Below are 15,284 nucleotides of genomic sequence, written 5' to 3'. Positions count from 1 at the left end.
CGCCGCGGGCCTCAACCGGTGTTCTGCACGCCCTGCGACACGCCGTTGATGCTCGCCACCAATGCGCGCAACAGGGTGTCGTCCTCGCGCCCGGTCTCGCGCCAGCGCCGCAGCAGATCCGCCTGCAACACGCTGATCGGGTCGATGTAGGGATTACGCAGGCGTATCGACAGCGCCAGCCGCTGATCGTGCTGCAGCAGCCATTCGTCGCCGGTCAGGCGCAGGACCCAGTGCAGGGTCAGCGCATGCTCGCGCTGGATGCGCGGGAAGAACTCCTCGTGCAGGTCGCCGGCCATCCGCGAGAACATCCCGGCGATGCTCAGATCGCCCTTGGCCAGCACCATCGAGATGTCGTCGAGGAAGGTGCGGAAGAACGGCCAGTCGCGCGCCATCTCCAGCACCGCGTCCTCGCCATGCGCATCCACCGCCGCCTGCAGCCCGCTGCCGACGCCGAACCAGCCGGGGATCACCGCGCGCGCCTGACTCCAGGCGAATACCCACGGAATCGCGCGCAGGTTGCCCAGCGCCGCATCCTGGCCGAGCCGGCGCGAGGGCCGCGAACCCAGCGTCATCCGTTCGATCACGTCGATCGGCGTGGCGCTGCGGAAATAGTCCATGAAACGCGGCGCGCCGACGAACCCGCGATAGACCTCGCTGCTATGGCCCGCGACGGTGTCCATGATGTCCCGCCAGCCCGGCTCGCGCGGCTCCAGCGGACGCGGGCGCAACGAGGAGGCCAGCACCGCGCCGACCGATTGTTCCAGCGAGCGCAACGCCAGCGCGCGGATGCCGTACTTGCGATGGATGACCTCGCCCTGCTCGGTCACCCGCAGGCGGCCATCGACGCTGCCGCGCGGCGACGCATCGACCGCGCGAGTGGTCTTGCCGCCGCCGCGGCTGATCGAACCGCCGCGGCCGTGGAAGAAGGTCAGCTTGATGCCGAGTTCATTGGCGGTCTGCAGCAATTCGACCTGCCCGCGCTGCAATCCCCAGCGCGAGGCGGCGATGCCGCCGTCCTTGCCGCTGTCGGAATAGCCAAGCATTACCATCTGCACGTTGCCGCGCGCGGCCAGGTGCGCGCGGTACACCGGATCGGCCATCAGGTCGCGCAGGGTCTCCGGGCCGTGGCGCAGATCGTCCACGGTTTCAAACAGCGGCGCGATGTCCAGCGGCACGTTGCCATCGTCGTCGACCAGTCCACCACGACGCGCCAGCGCCAGCACGGTGAGCACGTCGGCGCGGTTGTGCGCCATGCTGATGATGTAGGCGCCCAGCGCGTCGGTGCCATGCCGGCGGCGCGCGTCGCCCAATGCGGCGAACACCGCGTCCAGGCGTGGATTGCCCTCGTCCTCCGAAGCCGGCAACACCTGCTCGCCGCTGGCATACGGTGCCAGCAGCGCACCGCGCTCGACCGCGTCGCGCGATTCCCATTCCGAATCCGCCAGCGCCGCCGCGACCGCGCGCGCGTGCACGCTGGATTCCTGGCGCACGTCCAGCCGCGCCAGGTGGAAGCCGAAGCTGCGGATGCGCCAGGCCAGCCGGCGTACCGCGAACCAGCCGGCGTGGATGCCGCGGTTGTCTTCCAGGCTGCGCAGGATCAGATCCACGTCGGCGGCGAGCTCATCGGGCCCCGTGTAACCCTGCGGCAGATCTTCCAGCGTCGCCTGCAACCGCGCCCGCATCAGATCGTTGAGCAGGCGATACGGCATGTCGCCGTGGCGCGGGCGCGACTGCGCGGCGGCCTTCGGCAGCAGTTCGCGGTATTCATCCACGCGCGCCAGCACCTCGGCCGACACGCCGACCAGCGAACTCGACTGGCTGAGCAGCGTGGTGAGCTGGCGCAATTCCTTGATGTAGCGGCGCAGGATCACCGCGCGCTGCGCGTTGAGCGTCGCGGTGACGGTGCCGGCGTCGACGTTCGGATTGCCGTCCATGTCGCCGCCGACCCAGGTGCCGAACCTCAACAGCCTGGGCAGATGGCGGGTGATCGCCGGATGTTCGCCGTAGACCTGGGTGATCGCGCTTTCCAGCGTTTCGTACAGCACCGGCATCACCCGGTACAGCACTTCGATCAGGTAGAAGCCGACATGTTCGCGCTCGTCCTCGACGCCGGGACGCACCGGCGAGGAATCGGCGGTCTGCCAGGCCGAGGTCAGCGCCATCCGGAAACGCGCGGTGTCGGTGGCCTGTTCGCCAGGCGTGCGGGTGCCGTCCAGCCCGTTGACCAGGCTGGCGACCATCAGTTGTTCCTTCTCCAGCAGCGCGCGCCGGACCGCCTCGGTGGGATGCGCGGTGAACACCGGCTCGATATCGATGCGCGGCAGCCATTGCGCGAGTTCGTCGATGCCCACGCCCTGCGCCTTCAGTCGCAGCAGCACGTCCTGCAGGCCTTCCGGTTGCGGCTTGCTGCTGTCGGTGCGCTGGTAATCGCGGCGGCGGCGGATGCGGTGCACGCGCTCGGCGATGTTGACCACCTGGAAGTACGCGCTGAACGCGCGGATCAGGCCTTCCGCCTGCGTGGGTTTCAGCCCGGCCAGCAATCCCGCCAGCGACTGCGGCGGCGCGTCGCTCTGGCGGCGCGCGATCGCGGTGGTGCGCACGCGTTCGACTTCATCCAGGAACGCGGGCGATACCTGTTCGGCCAGCATGTCGCCGACCAGCGCGCCAAGCCGGCGCACGTCTTCACGAAGCGGTACATCGGGTGGAGCGAACTCGAGACTGCGGGGCGAATTCATCGAGGCGGCAAACCGGACGTCGGGGTGAGCTCCCAACACTACCCCAATTCGGCCGCCGTTTGCTGCACCGCCGCACGCCTGTCCCGGGATATCTGCCGGGACAGTCGAACCGGACCGCAATTGGTCCGGTTCCGGTCTGGTTCCGGTCAGCGCTTGGCCGCGGCCGGCGCGGCCTGCTTCACGTAGCGATCCAGCCAGGCGTTGGATTCGGCCAGCATCTGCAGGATCGATTCGCGCGCGCGGTAGCCATGCGACTCGTTCGGCAGCATCACCAGCCGCGCGGTGCCGCCCAGTCCCTTGATCGCCGCGTACATGCGCTCGCTCTGGATCGGGAAGGTGCCGGAATTGTTGTCCTGTTCGCCGTGGATCAGCAGCAGCGCGTCCTTGATCCGATCCGCGTGGTTGAACGGCGACATGGTTTCGTACACGTCCGGGGCTTGCCAGAAATTGCGCTCCTCGGCCTGGAAGCCGAACGGCGTCAGGGTGCGGTTGTAAGCGCCGCTGCGGGCGATGCCGGCCTTGAACAGGCGCGTATGCGCGAGCAGGTTTCCGGTCATGAACGCGCCGTAGGAATGGCCACCCACCGCGATGCGATCGCGATCGGCCACGCCCAGGCGCACCGCCTCGTCCACCGCCGCCTCGGCGCTGGCGACCAGTTGCGGCACGTAGGTGTCGTTGGGTTCCTTGTCGCCCTCGCCCACGATCGGCACCGAGAAGTCGTCCCACACCGCATAGCCCATCGCCAGGAACGCCTGCGGCCCCCAATAGCTGATCGTGTTGAAGCGGTACGGCGAATCAGTCACCTGGCCGGCGGCCTCGGCGGATTTGAACTCCGCCGGATAGGCCCACATCAGCATCGGCAGGCGGCCGTCGCGTTTGGGGTCGTAGTTCGGCGGCAAGTACAGCGTCGCGGTCAGATCCACGCCGTCCTTGCGCTTGTAGCGGACCTGCTGCTTCTTCACGCCCTTCAGCTGCGGGGTCGGATGCGGGAAGCGGGTCAGCGCGCGCGGCTCCGCCCCGCCTTCGGCGATGAAGAGGTTGGTCGGCTCGTCCGGCGATTCGCGGGTGATCAGCAGGCGCTGGCCATCGGCGTCCAGCGGTGCCACCGGCACGGCGTAGTAAGGCGCCTGCGAATGGAACAGGCGGGTCTTGCCGCCCTGCTCGAGATCCACCTTGTCGAGGAAGGGACGATCCCCTTCCGGCGACGCGCCGTCGCCAATCCGGTAGATGCTGTGTCCATCGGCGGCGAGCATCAGGCGCATTTCACCGCGTTCGTCCTGCGCCAGCACCGGCTGGCCGGGATCGTTGTAGCGATCCTCGTAGGACCCCTCGCGGATCAGCTTTGGTGCCTGCGCCGCGTCGTCCGGCGCGATCCGCCATTCGCGGATCTGGCGGTTCTTCCACCACGCCTCGCTGATCAGCGCCAACCGGCCGTCGCCCCACTGGATGTCGGCCAGGCGCATGCCGAGGCGCGCCAGCGTCACCGGCGGCTTGTCAAAGGGCGCGGCCTGCATCATCACCGCGTCGCGGATGGCCGCTTCACGCGAAGGATCGCCGCCGTCCTGGGCCTCGGCCCAGACCAGCGTGGCGTCGGCGTCGGCCCGCCACTGGATGTCGCGCACGCCGGCGGGCACCGCGTCGTTGCCGGGCGGCAGGCCTTCGATCAGCGGCAACTTCGCCACTTCGTGGACCAGCCGTCCCTGCATGTCCAGGACTTCGATGCGGGTCGGGAACGAAGTCACCGGCACCAGATAGGAGAACGGCCGCTCGACCCGGCGACGCAGCAGGTAACGGCCGTCCGGCGACGGCGACAGCGACAGGTTCAGATCCGGATTGCCCAGCGGCTTCACCGCACCGCTCAGATCGACCAGCGCCGGCTGCGAACGCAGTTGGTACTCCAGCAGGCGCGCGTCGTCCTCGTTGCGCAGCATGTCCTGGTAGGTGCGGATCTGCACCACGCCGCCGCCCGCCTGGGTCTGCTGCACGTTGGGGCCGGTCGGCACCCCGCTGCGCTCGGGCGCCTCGCCCTGCCCCTGCGGCTGCAACTGGACCAGCAGGCGGCTGCTGTCGCCCAGCCAGGCGTAGCCGCGGCCGACGACGGTGTTGAGGGCGCGATCGGTCAATCGGCGCGCGCCGCGCGATGCCACGTCGATCAACCACAGTTCGTTGGCGGCCGATTGCGGATCGATGCGGTTGAACGCGATGTAGCGCTGGTCCGGCGACCAGCGGAAACCGACCATCGACAGCGGCTGCGGCAGCCCCTGGATGCGCAGTTCCTTGCCGGTGGCGATCTCCTGCAGCCAGAAGTCGGTGCCGAACGAGAACCGGCTGGCCGAATGGCTGCGCGGATGGATGCGCAGGCCGGCCAGTTTCAGCTCCGGCTGGGCGACCACGTCGATGCCCGGGAGCGTGGGGACCTGCATCAGGGCCAGCAGGTCGCGGCGGGGGCTGACCGAGATGTCGGGACGGCGCGGCGCGTCGACGATGGCCCGCAGCGGTGCCGGCGGAAGCTGGTAGCCGGTGTCGGCGACCGCCGCGACCTTGGGTGCGGCGGCCGGCGTACGGGCGATGGCGGCCGGCGCCAGCAGGGTCATCGCCAGGGCCAGCGCGGCGATACGGGGCATGGAGGGCATTGGGACTCTCTCGCGACAGGGTTTCATTCGAGCTTAACAACCCCGATCCCGGTCGGGCCACGGCCGTCGGTCATGCCCGGCCCATCCATCGCTTCATCCGGAACAGCCGATATAATGGCCGCCCTCGCCGAGGGGCGCTGCGACCATGACGGGCTTCAGGAGAAGCATCGATGGCCAGGCTCGGCAGGACTTTTCTGTAACGGCGCCCGGTCAAGAATGCGAGCACAGCTCGCCCATTAACCGGAGCCGAACCATGAACGCCGTACGCCAGTTCTCCACCGAGGGTGACTACAAGGTCGCCGACATTTCCTTGGCCGACTGGGGCCGCAAGGAAATCGACATCGCCGAGCACGAGATGCCGGGCCTGATGTCCATCCGCCGCAAGCACGCCGCCGCCAAGCCGCTCAAAGGCGTGCGGGTGACCGGTTCGCTGCACATGACCATCCAGACCGCCGTGCTGATCGAGACGCTGGTCGACCTGGGCGCCGACGTGCGCTGGGCCTCGTGCAACATCTTCTCCACCCAGGATCACGCCGCCGCCGCGATCGCCGCCAGCGGCACTCCGGTATTCGCCTGGAAGGGCGAGAGCCTGGAAGAGTACTGGGACTGCACGCTCGACGCGCTGAGCTTCGGTGGCGGCAAGCTGGGTCCGGAGCTGGTCGTCGACGACGGCGGCGACGTGACCCTGCTGATCCACAAGGGCTACGAACTGGAAAACGGTTCTGACTGGGTCAACACCGCCTCCTCCAGCCACGAGGAGCAGGTGATCAAGAACCTGCTTAAGCGCGTGCACAAGGAGCGTCCGGGCTACTGGACCGAAGTGGTCAAGGCCTGGAAGGGCGTGTCCGAGGAAACCACCACCGGCGTGCACCGCCTGTACCAGCTGGCCGAAGCCGGCACCCTGCTGGTCCCGGCGATCAACGTCAACGATTCGGTCACCAAGTCCAAGTTCGACAACCTGTACGGCTGCCGCGAGTCGCTGGCCGATGGCCTGAAGCGCGCGATGGACGTGATGCTGGCCGGCAAGGTCGCCGTGGTCTGCGGTTACGGCGACGTCGGCAAGGGTTCGGCGCACTCGCTGCGCGCCTACGGCGCCCGCGTCATCGTCACCGAAATCGATCCGATCTGCGCGCTGCAGGCGGCGATGGAAGGCTTCGAGGTCAACACCATCGAAGACACCCTGGGCACGGCCGACATCTACGTCACCACGACCGGCAACAAGGACATCATCACCATCGATCACATGAAGGCGATGAAGGACCAGGCCATCGTGTGCAACATCGGCCACTTCGACAACGAGATCCAGGTCGACGCGCTGGTCAACTTCCCCGGCGTGCAGAAGGTCAACATCAAGCCGCAGGTGGACAAGTACGTGTTCCCGAACGGCAACGCGATGTTCCTGCTGGCCGAAGGCCGTCTGGTCAACCTGGGCTGCGCCACCGGCCATCCCAGCTTCGTGATGTCCAACTCGTTCGCCAACCAGACCCTGGCCCAGATCGACCTGTGGGCGAACAAGGACGTCTACGAGAAGACCGTCTACCGCCTGCCCAAGCACCTGGACGAGGAAGTGGCGCGCCTGCACCTGGAAAAGATCGGCGTCAAGCTGACCAAGCTGACCCAGGACCAGGCCGATTACCTCGGCGTGCCGGTGGAAGGCCCGTACAAGCCGGATCACTACCGCTACTGATCGCGGTTCCGGTCAACGGTTGCAACGCGACGGGCGCCTTCGGGCGCCCGTCGTCGTTCATGGACAGCAAGCCCGTTCAAGACGACGGCGCGCGGCGCGGCCAGCATGATCGCCGCCGACGACACGGACATCGCCCATGACCCCTGCCATCGAACTGCTCAAGCGCCAGCGCATCGCCCATGCCGTGCACGCCTATGCGCATGATCGCGACGCCGGTTCCTACGGCGCCGAAGCGGTCGAGAAGCTGGGCCTGGACCCGGCCCGGGTGTTCAAGACCCTGCTGGCCGCCACCGAATCCCGCGAACTGCTGGTGGCCATCGTTCCGGTCGCCGGCCAGCTCGACCTCAAGGCGCTCGCCGAGGCCGCCGGCTGCCGGCGCTGCGACATGGCCGCCGCCGACGCCGCCCAGCGCGCGACCGGCTACCTGGTCGGCGGCATCAGCCCGCTGGGGCAGAAGAAGCGGCTGCGGACCTTCCTGGACGCCAGCGCGCAGTCGCTGCCGGCGATTCACGTCAGCGCGGGCCGGCGCGGACTGGAAGTGGAGCTGGCCCCGGCCGATCTCGCGCGCCTGACCGACGCCCGCTTCGCGCCGATCGGTCGCGCCCGCTGAAGGGCGCCGCCCGCGGCCTTCGCCTCCGGTACGGGATTACGGCCTCCAGTTGGCGTTGTTCTCCCAGAATTCCACCGCGCGGCGATAGGCGTCGCGGTCCAGCGGCGTGCCGGAGCCGCCCTCCTCGACGCCCAGCGCGTTGCGCATCATGGTGATGGGCGCCATCGGGATCTCCTCGGGTTCGGCGGTATACAGGCAGCCGACCACGCCCCAGTCGGCGTCGATGGGGCTGCCCTCGCGCGCCAGTTGCTCGCGGCTGTACAGGATCACCACCAGGTAGCGCGCCACCGGCGGCTCCACGCCCTCGAACCAGCGCACCAGCACCGGCAGCTCCTCGCGGGTGCGGGCCTCGTAGGCCGACCGCAGCCGATGGCGGTTGCCGTCGGTGATCGGCACGGTCAGGCAGCGGGTGGAGGTCCAGTTCCGGTGCACGTGCAGCCGGCAGAACGGCGCATAGCCCGGCAGGTCCTTCAGCGGCGCGTGCCGGTTCAGATGCTGCTCGAACTGCTCCGGCGTGCAGTCCTGGATGGTGTTGCGGCGGGTTTCGCGGGGAAACAGGCGGGTGCGGGCGAACGGCGTGAGGACGATGGACATGGACGAGCGCGGTGAAAGGTCCCGCACAGGGTAGCGCGTGGCCGCAAGCCGGCGGCCACAGCGTTTGCATATCCATCTTGATGGAGAGATATAATGGACGCGTTTCCGTCGCCCTGCCCGCCCATGACCGCCCTCAGCTTCGAGTTCTACCCCCCCAAGACCGACGAGCAGCGTGCCCAGCTCGACCGCACCGCGGAGAAGCTGAAGGGATATGGTCCCGAATATGTCTCCTGCACCTTCGGCGCCGGCGGCTCCACCCTGAGCTATACCTCCGAGACGGTCCGCCATCTCAACCAGCAGCATGGCTTCTCCGCCGCGCCGCACCTGTCCTGCGTGGGCGGCAGCCGCGAGGAAATCCGCGAACTGCTCAAGCTGTACCGCGCCATCGGCTGCAAGCGCATCGTCGCCCTGCGCGGCGACCTGCCTTCCGGCATGGGCCACCCCGGCGACCTGCGCTACGCCTCGGAACTGATCGCGTTCATCCGCGCCGAGCATGGCGATACCTTCCACATCGAGGTCGGCGCCTATCCCGAGACGCACCCGCAATCCGACGATGCGCTCAGCGATCTGAAGTACTTCAAGGCCAAGGTCGATGCCGGTGCCGATGGCGCGATCACCCAGTACTTCTACAACCCCGACGCCTATTTCCACTTCGTCGACGCCGCCCGCAAACTGGGCGTGGGCATTCCGATCGTGCCCGGCATCATGCCGATCTCCAACTATTCCCAGCTCAAGCGCTTCTCCGAAGCCTGCGGCGCCGAGATTCCGCGCTGGATCGCCAAGCGCATGCAGGCCTACGGCGACGACGTGGACAGCATCCGCGAGTTCGGCGCGGACGTGGTCGCCAACCTGTGCGAACGGCTGATTGCCGGCGGCGCCCCGTCGCTGCACTTCTATACCCTGAACCTGGCCAAGCCCACCCAGGCCGTGCTGAGCCGGCTGGGGCGCTGAACCACGGGTGGTGTGCGCGGCGTTGCGGTTGGCGCGCGCATGCATGAAGCTCATTGGCGGGCCACGCGTCGGCCGGTAGGCTGATGCGATGCGACTCATCCTCCTGCCGCTGCTTGCCGCCTGCCTGGCCTGGCCCACCGGAATCCTTCCCGCCAGCGCCCAGGATCCGGTGCAGCGCTGCACCACCATGACCGGCGAAACCGTCTACACCGACAAGCGCTGCGAGGACATCGGCGCGATGGACCGCCTGCCGGATCCCGCCACCGCGTCCACGCGCGGCGCCTCCGGCCTGTATCGCGGCACCTGTTCGCGCACGCTCAGCGATCTGGTGGCGCAGATCACCGCCGCCGTCGACGCGCGCGACGTCAACCGGCTGGCCGGCATCTACCAATGGAACGGGATCTCCGACCGATCCGCCCACCGCATCCTGGATCAGCTGGAAGCGGTGGTGCAGCGCCCGCTCATCGACATCGTCCCGATTCGCCCCGCCACGCCGGTGCTGGCCGAGGACGGCAGCGTGCTGGACGCCAACACCGATGGCTACTACCCGCAGACCACCCCGCAACGGCCCGTCGGCCTGCGGCTGGAGCAGACACTGAAGAACAGCGCGACGCCGTCGCGAACGGTGTTCGGCCTGCGGCGCGCCTACAACTGCTTCTGGATCACGCTGTAGGCACGATCGGAATGCGCCCGCCCGAGGAGGCATTCCCGGTCAGGAAAAGCGAAGCGTGGCGATCACGCCGCGTTGCTCTCCCGGCTTCACCCCGACCCGCCAGCCATACAGATCGCAAAGACGACTAACGATCGAAAGGCCAATGCCGCCTCCCTGTGAATGACCGGCGTGGGTACCGCGGTAACCGCGTTCGAACAGACGGGCCGCGTCTTCCTTGCTCAGCCCCGGACCGGAATCGATGACTTCCACCGCCGTCGGCAACAACCTCACGACGACCTCGCCTTCCTGGGTGTACTTGACCGCGTTGCCGATCAGATTGCCCAGGGCCACCGATAGCGCGGCTTCCGGCGCATCGATCTTCAACCCGCAATCGCCCTCGACCCGGAGGTCCAGCGTCTTTCCACCCAACTGGGCGCGGTGCGCATCCAGCAGTTGTTCCGCCACCCGGCCAACGTCGGTGTTGCCGTGCCCGCGTTCGCTCCGCGACAGCAGCAGCAGGGCGCTGATGAGATCCGTGCATTGCTGCTCCGCGCGCTGGATGCGCAGGATGCGCGTGCGGGTCTTCTCGTCCAGGTCCTGGCGCGACAGCATCAATTCGACCGAGCCGCGGATGATGGCCAGCGGCGTACGCAGTTCGTGGCTGACGTCGGCGTTGAACTCGCGATCGCGCTGGACCACCTCGGTCAGGCGGTCGGAATAGTCATCCAGCGCCTTGGCCAGCTCGCCCACTTCGTCCTCGGGAAAATGGGGCGCCAGCGGTTTGGGATCGCTGCTGCCCTTGTAGGCGCGCAACCGGCGCGCCAGGTTAGAAACCGGACTCATCACGCGCGAAGCGGACCACCAGCCGATGATCAGTGACAACGCGCCGAACAACAGCACGGCCAGGTACAGCCAGCGCTTGAGCTGCACTTCGCCCTTGCGCGACTGGGTCATGTCATAGGCCAGGAAAAACCACTGCTCGGGGGCTTTCCTCACCGCCAGCTTGTAGGCGTACTCGACGCCGGTTTCATCGACGCCGGTGATGTTGTGGGTTCCGTCGCGCAGGCGAATCCAGTCGGGGAACTCGGTCCGCAGCCGCTCGCTGTCGGGTGCGAACACGTAGGCGCGTATCTGCTGGACCTTGATGTCCGGGTTCCCGCTGGGGTCCAGGTAGAAACGACGCATGTACTCGTCGATGTTCTGGTTCATCACGTCTTCCACCAGCTGTGTTTCCACGCGCTGGCGGGCGACGTCGGTCAGATAGGCGAACAGGCCGGTCAGGCCGGTGCCCAGCAGGAAAAACGACAGGATGATGCGGGTGCGAAGGCGGTGGCGGAACTTGCGGGCGCGCGCCGCCGCCGGGCGTCCGGGCTCAGCCGTTGCCATCGGGCGCGGCGATCCGGTAGCCGATGCCGTGGCGGGTCTGGATCAGGGGGACTTCGAACGGCTTGTCGACCACCGCGCGCAGGCCGTGGATGTGCACGCGCAGGGAATCCGAGTCGGGCAATTCCTCGCCCCAGACCCGGGTCTCCAGTTCCTGGCGGGTGACCACCGCCGGCGAGGCTTCCATCAGCGCCTGCAGGATCTTCAGCGCGGTCGGGTTGAGTTGCAGCAGCTTGCCCTGCCGGCGCACTTCCAGGGTGTCCAGGTTGTATTCCAGATCGCCGACTTCCAGCACCCGCGTCTGCACGCCCTTGCCGCGACGCGACAGCGCGTTGAGGCGCACTTCCACCTCCTGCAGGGCGAACGGCTTGATCAGGTAGTCGTCGGCGCCGGAGTCGAAGCCGGCCAGCTTGTTGTCCAGGGAGTCGCGGGCGGTCAGCATCAGCACCGGGGTCTGCTTGCGCGCCTCGTTGCGCAGCTTGCGGCAGACTTCCAGCCCGTCCATGCCCGGCAGGTTGAGATCCAGCACGATGGCGTCGAACTCGTGGACCACGGCCAGGTGCAGGCCGGTGACGCCGTCGGCGGCGAAGTCCACGGTGTGGCCGCGTTCCTCCAGGTAGTCCCCGAGGTTGGCGGCGATGTCGCTGTTGTCTTCAATGACCAGAATTCGCATGGCGGTTCCTGTGTTGGGATCCGTTCGACCCGTCCTGCGGGCCGCGGTTCCAAAAGTGAGGCCCTGAATTTAACAAATTCTCCCTGCACGGCTCCGTGCACGGATCAATCGGCCCCGCAACGCCCCTCATTGCAAAGAAAAAGCCCAGGCCGGCGGGCGCCGACCTGGGCCAAGATGTGCCCCGATTACCGTAATCCTGTGCTTTCCGGAAGTAACCCAATCCAGGGAAGACGCAGAGCTGCGGTCGGGCAAGGCTACGCGGATTTCGACTAAAAAACCGTTAAAGCTCGCGTTAATTCCACGTGAAAACGCCCTGTTCAGGCAAAGGTTCAGCCTGAACAGGCGGCCCCGTCCGCTAGGTGGTCGACGATGGCGCCCGCCACGTCCACGCCACAGACCGCCTCGATGCCTTCCAGGCCGGGGGTGGAGTTCACTTCCAGGACCAGGGGACCGCGCCTGGACCGGATCAGGTCCACCCCGGCCACGCCCAATCCCAGCACCTGCGCGGCGCGGACCGCGACCGCCCGCTCTTCCTCGGTCGCCGGGGCGGCCTCGGCGGTGCCGCCGCGATGCAGGTTGGAGCGGAAATCACCCTCGGGTGCCTGCCGGCGCATGGAGGCGATGACCTGGCCGCCGACCACGAAGCAGCGCAGGTCGGCGCCCTCGGCCTCGCCGATGAACTCCTGCACCACGAAATTGGCGTACAGGCCGCGCAGGGCTTCCACCACGCTGCGCGAGGCGGACGGCTTCTCGGTCAGCATCACCCCGGCGCCCTGGGCGCCTTCGTTGAGCTTGATCACGTGCGGTGGCGGGCCGAGCATCGACAGCAGGTCGGTGGTGTCGTCCGGGTTGTCGCCGAACACGGTAATCGGCAGGCCGATGCCCTGTGCCGCCAGCAACTGGTGCGCGCGCAGCTTGTCGCGCGCGCGCAGGATGGCGTCGGACGGATTCGGGCTGAAGCTGCCCATCAGTTCGAACTGCCGCAGCACCGCCGTGCCATAGCGGGTCACCGAGGCGCCGATGCGTGGAATCACCGCCGCATACCCGGCGATCGGCTTGCCCATGTAGTGCATCGCGAACCCGTGCGAGGCGATGCGCATGTAGCAGCGCAGCGGATCCAGCACGCGCACCGAATGGCCGCGCTCGCGGGCCGCCTCGACCAGCCGGCGGGTGGAATAGAGCTTGCTGTTGCGCGAAAGGATGGCCAGTTTCATGGCGGGTCGCCGCGGCTGAGGCCCAGAGAATCGCACGTCCCCGGCAACCGTGGATGACGGCCCGGTGACATGGAAGGGGGGAAGGGAAAAGTGGAGCGGGTGATGGGAATCGAACCCACGTTAGCAGCTTGGGAAGCTGCAGTTCTACCATTGAACTACACCCGCACGGGAACGAGTCTATGCGGTGTCGGGGCGCCGATGCAATGCGGCGCCCACGAGGGGCGCCGCAAGGCAAAGCAGGTGATCGGTGGAATCAGAAGCCGCCACCCAGGCTGACGAACACGGTCGCATCGTGACCGTCCTTCTTGCCGGCCGAGACCCGCGCGCCGACGTCGGCGTCGAGGCCGAAGACCTGCGTGCGGGCACCGACGGTGAGGGTGCCGTAGTTGCGATCGAAGTTCAGGCCCGGCACCGCGTACGGCATCACGCCGGGCATCGACTGCAGGCTGGCGAACACCTGGCGATCGGCTTCCTCGAACTCGTGATCGTAGGTCAGCTGCGCGTACGGGCGGGTGTGCTCGGTGGCCTGGATGCTGGCCTTCCAGCCGACGCTGCCGATCAGCGAATCCAGATCCTGGTCGCCATAGGTCAGCGCGGTGGAACTGGGGTTGCTTTCCGAATAGCCGTCCAGCTTGACCCGCTGGGCGACCACGCTGGCGACCGGACCGTGGCGCAGCTTGCCGTGCTCGAAATCGTAGCCGGCGCTGATCGCCGCGGTCAGGTTGCTGCCGTCCGGCGAACCACTGTGGCGGCGGGTGGCGGGACCGAACGGGATCTCGCGGTCCACGTCGTAGGACAGCCAGGTGTAGCTGACCTGGCCATTGACCCACATGCGATCCTGGTACCAGCCGGCAAAGCCGCCGAGGGTGGCATCCGATTGCTTGAAGCTGCCGCGGCTGTCGCCGAAGTCCATCTTGCCGCGACCGAAACCGGCGAAGCCGCCGAACACGAAATCACCGCGCGTCCAGTCGAGGCCAAAGGTGCCGGTCGGGGTGATGCCGTCGAAATCGCCCTCGTCGTAGCGCAGTGAGTCGCCACGCAGGTCGCCCCACCAGCGCACGCCGTCGGATTCCGGCTTGGCGTCGATGTGGCTGGCGACGCGGTCGGCGCGCGAGCGGCCGATCACCGAGGCGGTGTACGGCAGCACGGCCAGCTGGCGCGGGCCTTCCAGCACCGAAATGGCGTACTGGCCCAGCATCTGGTGCGCGGTCATCGACGGATGCACGCCGTCGGCGAACGCATAGGTCGCCGCGGCGTTCGGATCCACGTAGTTCTGCGGTACGCACAACAGCGACGACACCGCGCCGCAGGCCGGCGTGGTCACATTGGCGAAACCGTACTGGCCCGGCGCGGAAGTGATTTCGCGCAGGAAGTTGAAGGTATCCAGCGGGATGACCCGCAGGCCCTGCGCGGTCAGGCCGTTGTAGAGCGCGGCATTGTAGGTCGCGGCCAGCTGGGTGGCGCCGGCATTGTTGAGGAATGCCGGCGTGCGGCCGAGGTCGGGGATGTTCGGCACCAGGATGTACTCGGCGCCGGCCTGCTTGAGGCCGGCGACCACGGTGACCTGCGACGTCACCGCCGCGCCGATGATGGCCGGCGTCTGCGACGGGTTGGCGACGGCCGCGAACAGATCGTTGGGGCCGCCCCAGACCGTGTACAGCGCGCGCGCGTCGGCCTTGCCGCCGGTCGTGCCCAGATACGAGGCCAACTGGGTGGTCAGCGCCGGAACCGGCACCGTGATCGGGCCGAAGGCCTGCGAACCATCCGTACCGGTGCGGGCACCACCCACCGCGTAATTGGTGCCGCCCTGGTTGGCGCTCACCGCACCCGTGCCGTAGTACTGGGCCAGGAATTCGGACCAGACGAAGCCCGGGTTGGTGGTGAAGCGGCCCGCGACCGCGGCGCCCGGGTTGAGCTGGACCAGGGTCGGCCGGAAATGTCCGCTGTCGGTCAGGCTGTCACCGAAGAAGATGGTTTGCGAGAAGGGGCTGCTCTGCGCGAAGGCAGGCGTCGCGGCAGCGGCCAGGGCCAAGGCCAGCAGGCGGCGCAACGGCCGTTGGGTCGATTTCATGGTGTTCTCCCGGGGCAATGTCGATGTTGTCGTTATGAATGCGATGCGGCGTGGGCTGCGTTGGCCGTACGGCGGCGCATG

The 15,284-nt window shown here is 67.7% G+C and carries 11 protein-coding genes, 1 tRNA gene and 1 riboswitch; of the genes, 4 read left to right on the top strand and 8 right to left on the bottom strand.

Translation table 11 applies throughout. The features are described 5' to 3' along the window. Window positions 1–11 precede the first annotated feature (11 nt). On the bottom strand, window positions 12–2,735 hold the full coding sequence (gene ppc / locus IB228_RS00950) for a phosphoenolpyruvate carboxylase (protein ID WP_183644132.1): 2,724 nt from the start codon (window positions 2,733–2,735) through the stop codon (window positions 12–14). A gap of 146 nt (window positions 2,736–2,881) precedes the next feature. Next, complete coding sequence (locus IB228_RS00945) at window positions 2,882–5,359, bottom strand: prolyl oligopeptidase family serine peptidase (protein ID WP_225562179.1); 2,478 nt, start codon at window positions 5,357–5,359, stop codon at window positions 2,882–2,884. 132 nt (window positions 5,360–5,491) lie between these two features. Beyond that, window positions 5,492–5,583, top strand: a riboswitch (S-adenosyl-L-homocysteine riboswitch). 38 nt (window positions 5,584–5,621) lie between these two features. On the opposite strand from IB228_RS00945, the gene ahcY reads away from it, so the two are divergent. Together ahcY and ybaK are read left to right on the top strand one after the other, a co-directional pair. Then, on the top strand, window positions 5,622–7,055 hold the full coding sequence (gene ahcY / locus IB228_RS00940) for an adenosylhomocysteinase (protein ID WP_192197318.1): 1,434 nt from the start codon (window positions 5,622–5,624) through the stop codon (window positions 7,053–7,055). Between the two features lie 136 nt (window positions 7,056–7,191). Next, complete coding sequence (gene ybaK / locus IB228_RS00935; RefSeq protein WP_192197317.1) at window positions 7,192–7,665, top strand: Cys-tRNA(Pro) deacylase; 474 nt, start codon at window positions 7,192–7,194, stop codon at window positions 7,663–7,665. Between the two features lie 36 nt (window positions 7,666–7,701). On the opposite strand, the gene IB228_RS00930 is transcribed toward ybaK, so the two are convergent. Beyond that, window positions 7,702–8,259, bottom strand: coding sequence for a DUF3228 family protein (locus IB228_RS00930; protein ID WP_183644145.1), 558 nt, complete (start codon window positions 8,257–8,259; stop codon window positions 7,702–7,704). A 123-nt stretch (window positions 8,260–8,382) separates the two neighbouring features. On the opposite strand from IB228_RS00930, the gene metF reads away from it, so the two are divergent. Both metF and IB228_RS00920 read left to right on the top strand, forming a co-directional pair. Continuing rightward, entirely contained in the window at window positions 8,383–9,210 is an 828-nt protein-coding gene (metF, locus tag IB228_RS00925; protein WP_141453920.1) for a methylenetetrahydrofolate reductase [NAD(P)H], read from the top strand. 88 nt (window positions 9,211–9,298) lie between these two features. Then, window positions 9,299–9,883, top strand: a complete 585-nt coding sequence (locus IB228_RS00920) for a hypothetical protein (protein ID WP_183644150.1) — start codon at window positions 9,299–9,301, stop codon at window positions 9,881–9,883. Window positions 9,884–9,922: 39 nt separating this feature from the next. Here IB228_RS00920 and IB228_RS00915 read toward each other — a convergent pair whose 3' ends face one another. The 5 genes from IB228_RS00915 to IB228_RS00895 form a co-directional block, all read right to left on the bottom strand. Continuing rightward, on the bottom strand, window positions 9,923–11,248 hold the full coding sequence (locus tag IB228_RS00915; RefSeq protein ID WP_183644153.1) for a HAMP domain-containing sensor histidine kinase: 1,326 nt from the start codon (window positions 11,246–11,248) through the stop codon (window positions 9,923–9,925). Further along, complete coding sequence (locus IB228_RS00910) at window positions 11,235–11,918, bottom strand: response regulator transcription factor (RefSeq protein ID WP_183644157.1); 684 nt, start codon at window positions 11,916–11,918, stop codon at window positions 11,235–11,237. Before IB228_RS00910 ends, IB228_RS00915 begins: the two co-directional genes overlap by 14 nt. Before the next feature lie 329 nt (window positions 11,919–12,247). Then, window positions 12,248–13,132 carry a 30S ribosomal protein S6--L-glutamate ligase gene (rimK, locus tag IB228_RS00905; protein ID WP_183644160.1) on the bottom strand — a complete coding sequence of 295 codons (885 nt, stop codon included), beginning with the start codon at window positions 13,130–13,132 and terminating at the stop codon, window positions 12,248–12,250. Between the two features lie 91 nt (window positions 13,133–13,223). Next, a tRNA-Gly gene (locus IB228_RS00900) sits at window positions 13,224–13,297 on the bottom strand. Between the two features lie 88 nt (window positions 13,298–13,385). Further along, window positions 13,386–15,203, bottom strand: coding sequence for an autotransporter domain-containing protein (locus tag IB228_RS00895; RefSeq protein ID WP_192197316.1), 1,818 nt, complete (start codon window positions 15,201–15,203; stop codon window positions 13,386–13,388). Window positions 15,204–15,284: the final 81 nt, after the last annotated feature.

The sequence above is a fragment of the Pseudoxanthomonas sp. PXM04 genome (assembly GCF_014851695.1).
Taxonomy (GTDB): Bacteria; Pseudomonadota; Gammaproteobacteria; order Xanthomonadales; family Xanthomonadaceae; genus Pseudoxanthomonas_A; species Pseudoxanthomonas_A beigongshangi.
Note: the sequence above shows the minus strand (reverse complement) of the source record. Positions and strands in the feature narration are given on the sequence as shown.

What these genes read in the sequence shown, in the direction of transcription:
- ppc (WP_183644132.1), bottom strand. Translation starts at nt 2,735, where the DNA reads ATGAATTCGCCCCGCAGTCTCGAGTTCGCTCCACCCGATGTACCGCTT.
- IB228_RS00945 (WP_225562179.1), bottom strand. Translation starts at nt 5,359, where the DNA reads ATGCCCCGTATCGCCGCGCTGGCCCTGGCGATGACCCTGCTGGCGCCG.
- ahcY (WP_192197318.1), top strand. Translation starts at nt 5,622, where the DNA reads ATGAACGCCGTACGCCAGTTCTCCACCGAGGGTGACTACAAGGTCGCC.
- ybaK (WP_192197317.1), top strand. Translation starts at nt 7,192, where the DNA reads ATGACCCCTGCCATCGAACTGCTCAAGCGCCAGCGCATCGCCCATGCC.
- IB228_RS00930 (WP_183644145.1), bottom strand. Translation starts at nt 8,259, where the DNA reads ATGTCCATCGTCCTCACGCCGTTCGCCCGCACCCGCCTGTTTCCCCGC.
- metF (WP_141453920.1), top strand. Translation starts at nt 8,383, where the DNA reads ATGACCGCCCTCAGCTTCGAGTTCTACCCCCCCAAGACCGACGAGCAG.
- IB228_RS00920 (WP_183644150.1), top strand. Translation starts at nt 9,299, where the DNA reads ATGCGACTCATCCTCCTGCCGCTGCTTGCCGCCTGCCTGGCCTGGCCC.
- IB228_RS00915 (WP_183644153.1), bottom strand. Translation starts at nt 11,248, where the DNA reads ATGGCAACGGCTGAGCCCGGACGCCCGGCGGCGGCGCGCGCCCGCAAG.
- IB228_RS00910 (WP_183644157.1), bottom strand. Translation starts at nt 11,918, where the DNA reads ATGCGAATTCTGGTCATTGAAGACAACAGCGACATCGCCGCCAACCTC.
- rimK (WP_183644160.1), bottom strand. Translation starts at nt 13,132, where the DNA reads ATGAAACTGGCCATCCTTTCGCGCAACAGCAAGCTCTATTCCACCCGC.
- IB228_RS00895 (WP_192197316.1), bottom strand. Translation starts at nt 15,203, where the DNA reads ATGAAATCGACCCAACGGCCGTTGCGCCGCCTGCTGGCCTTGGCCCTG.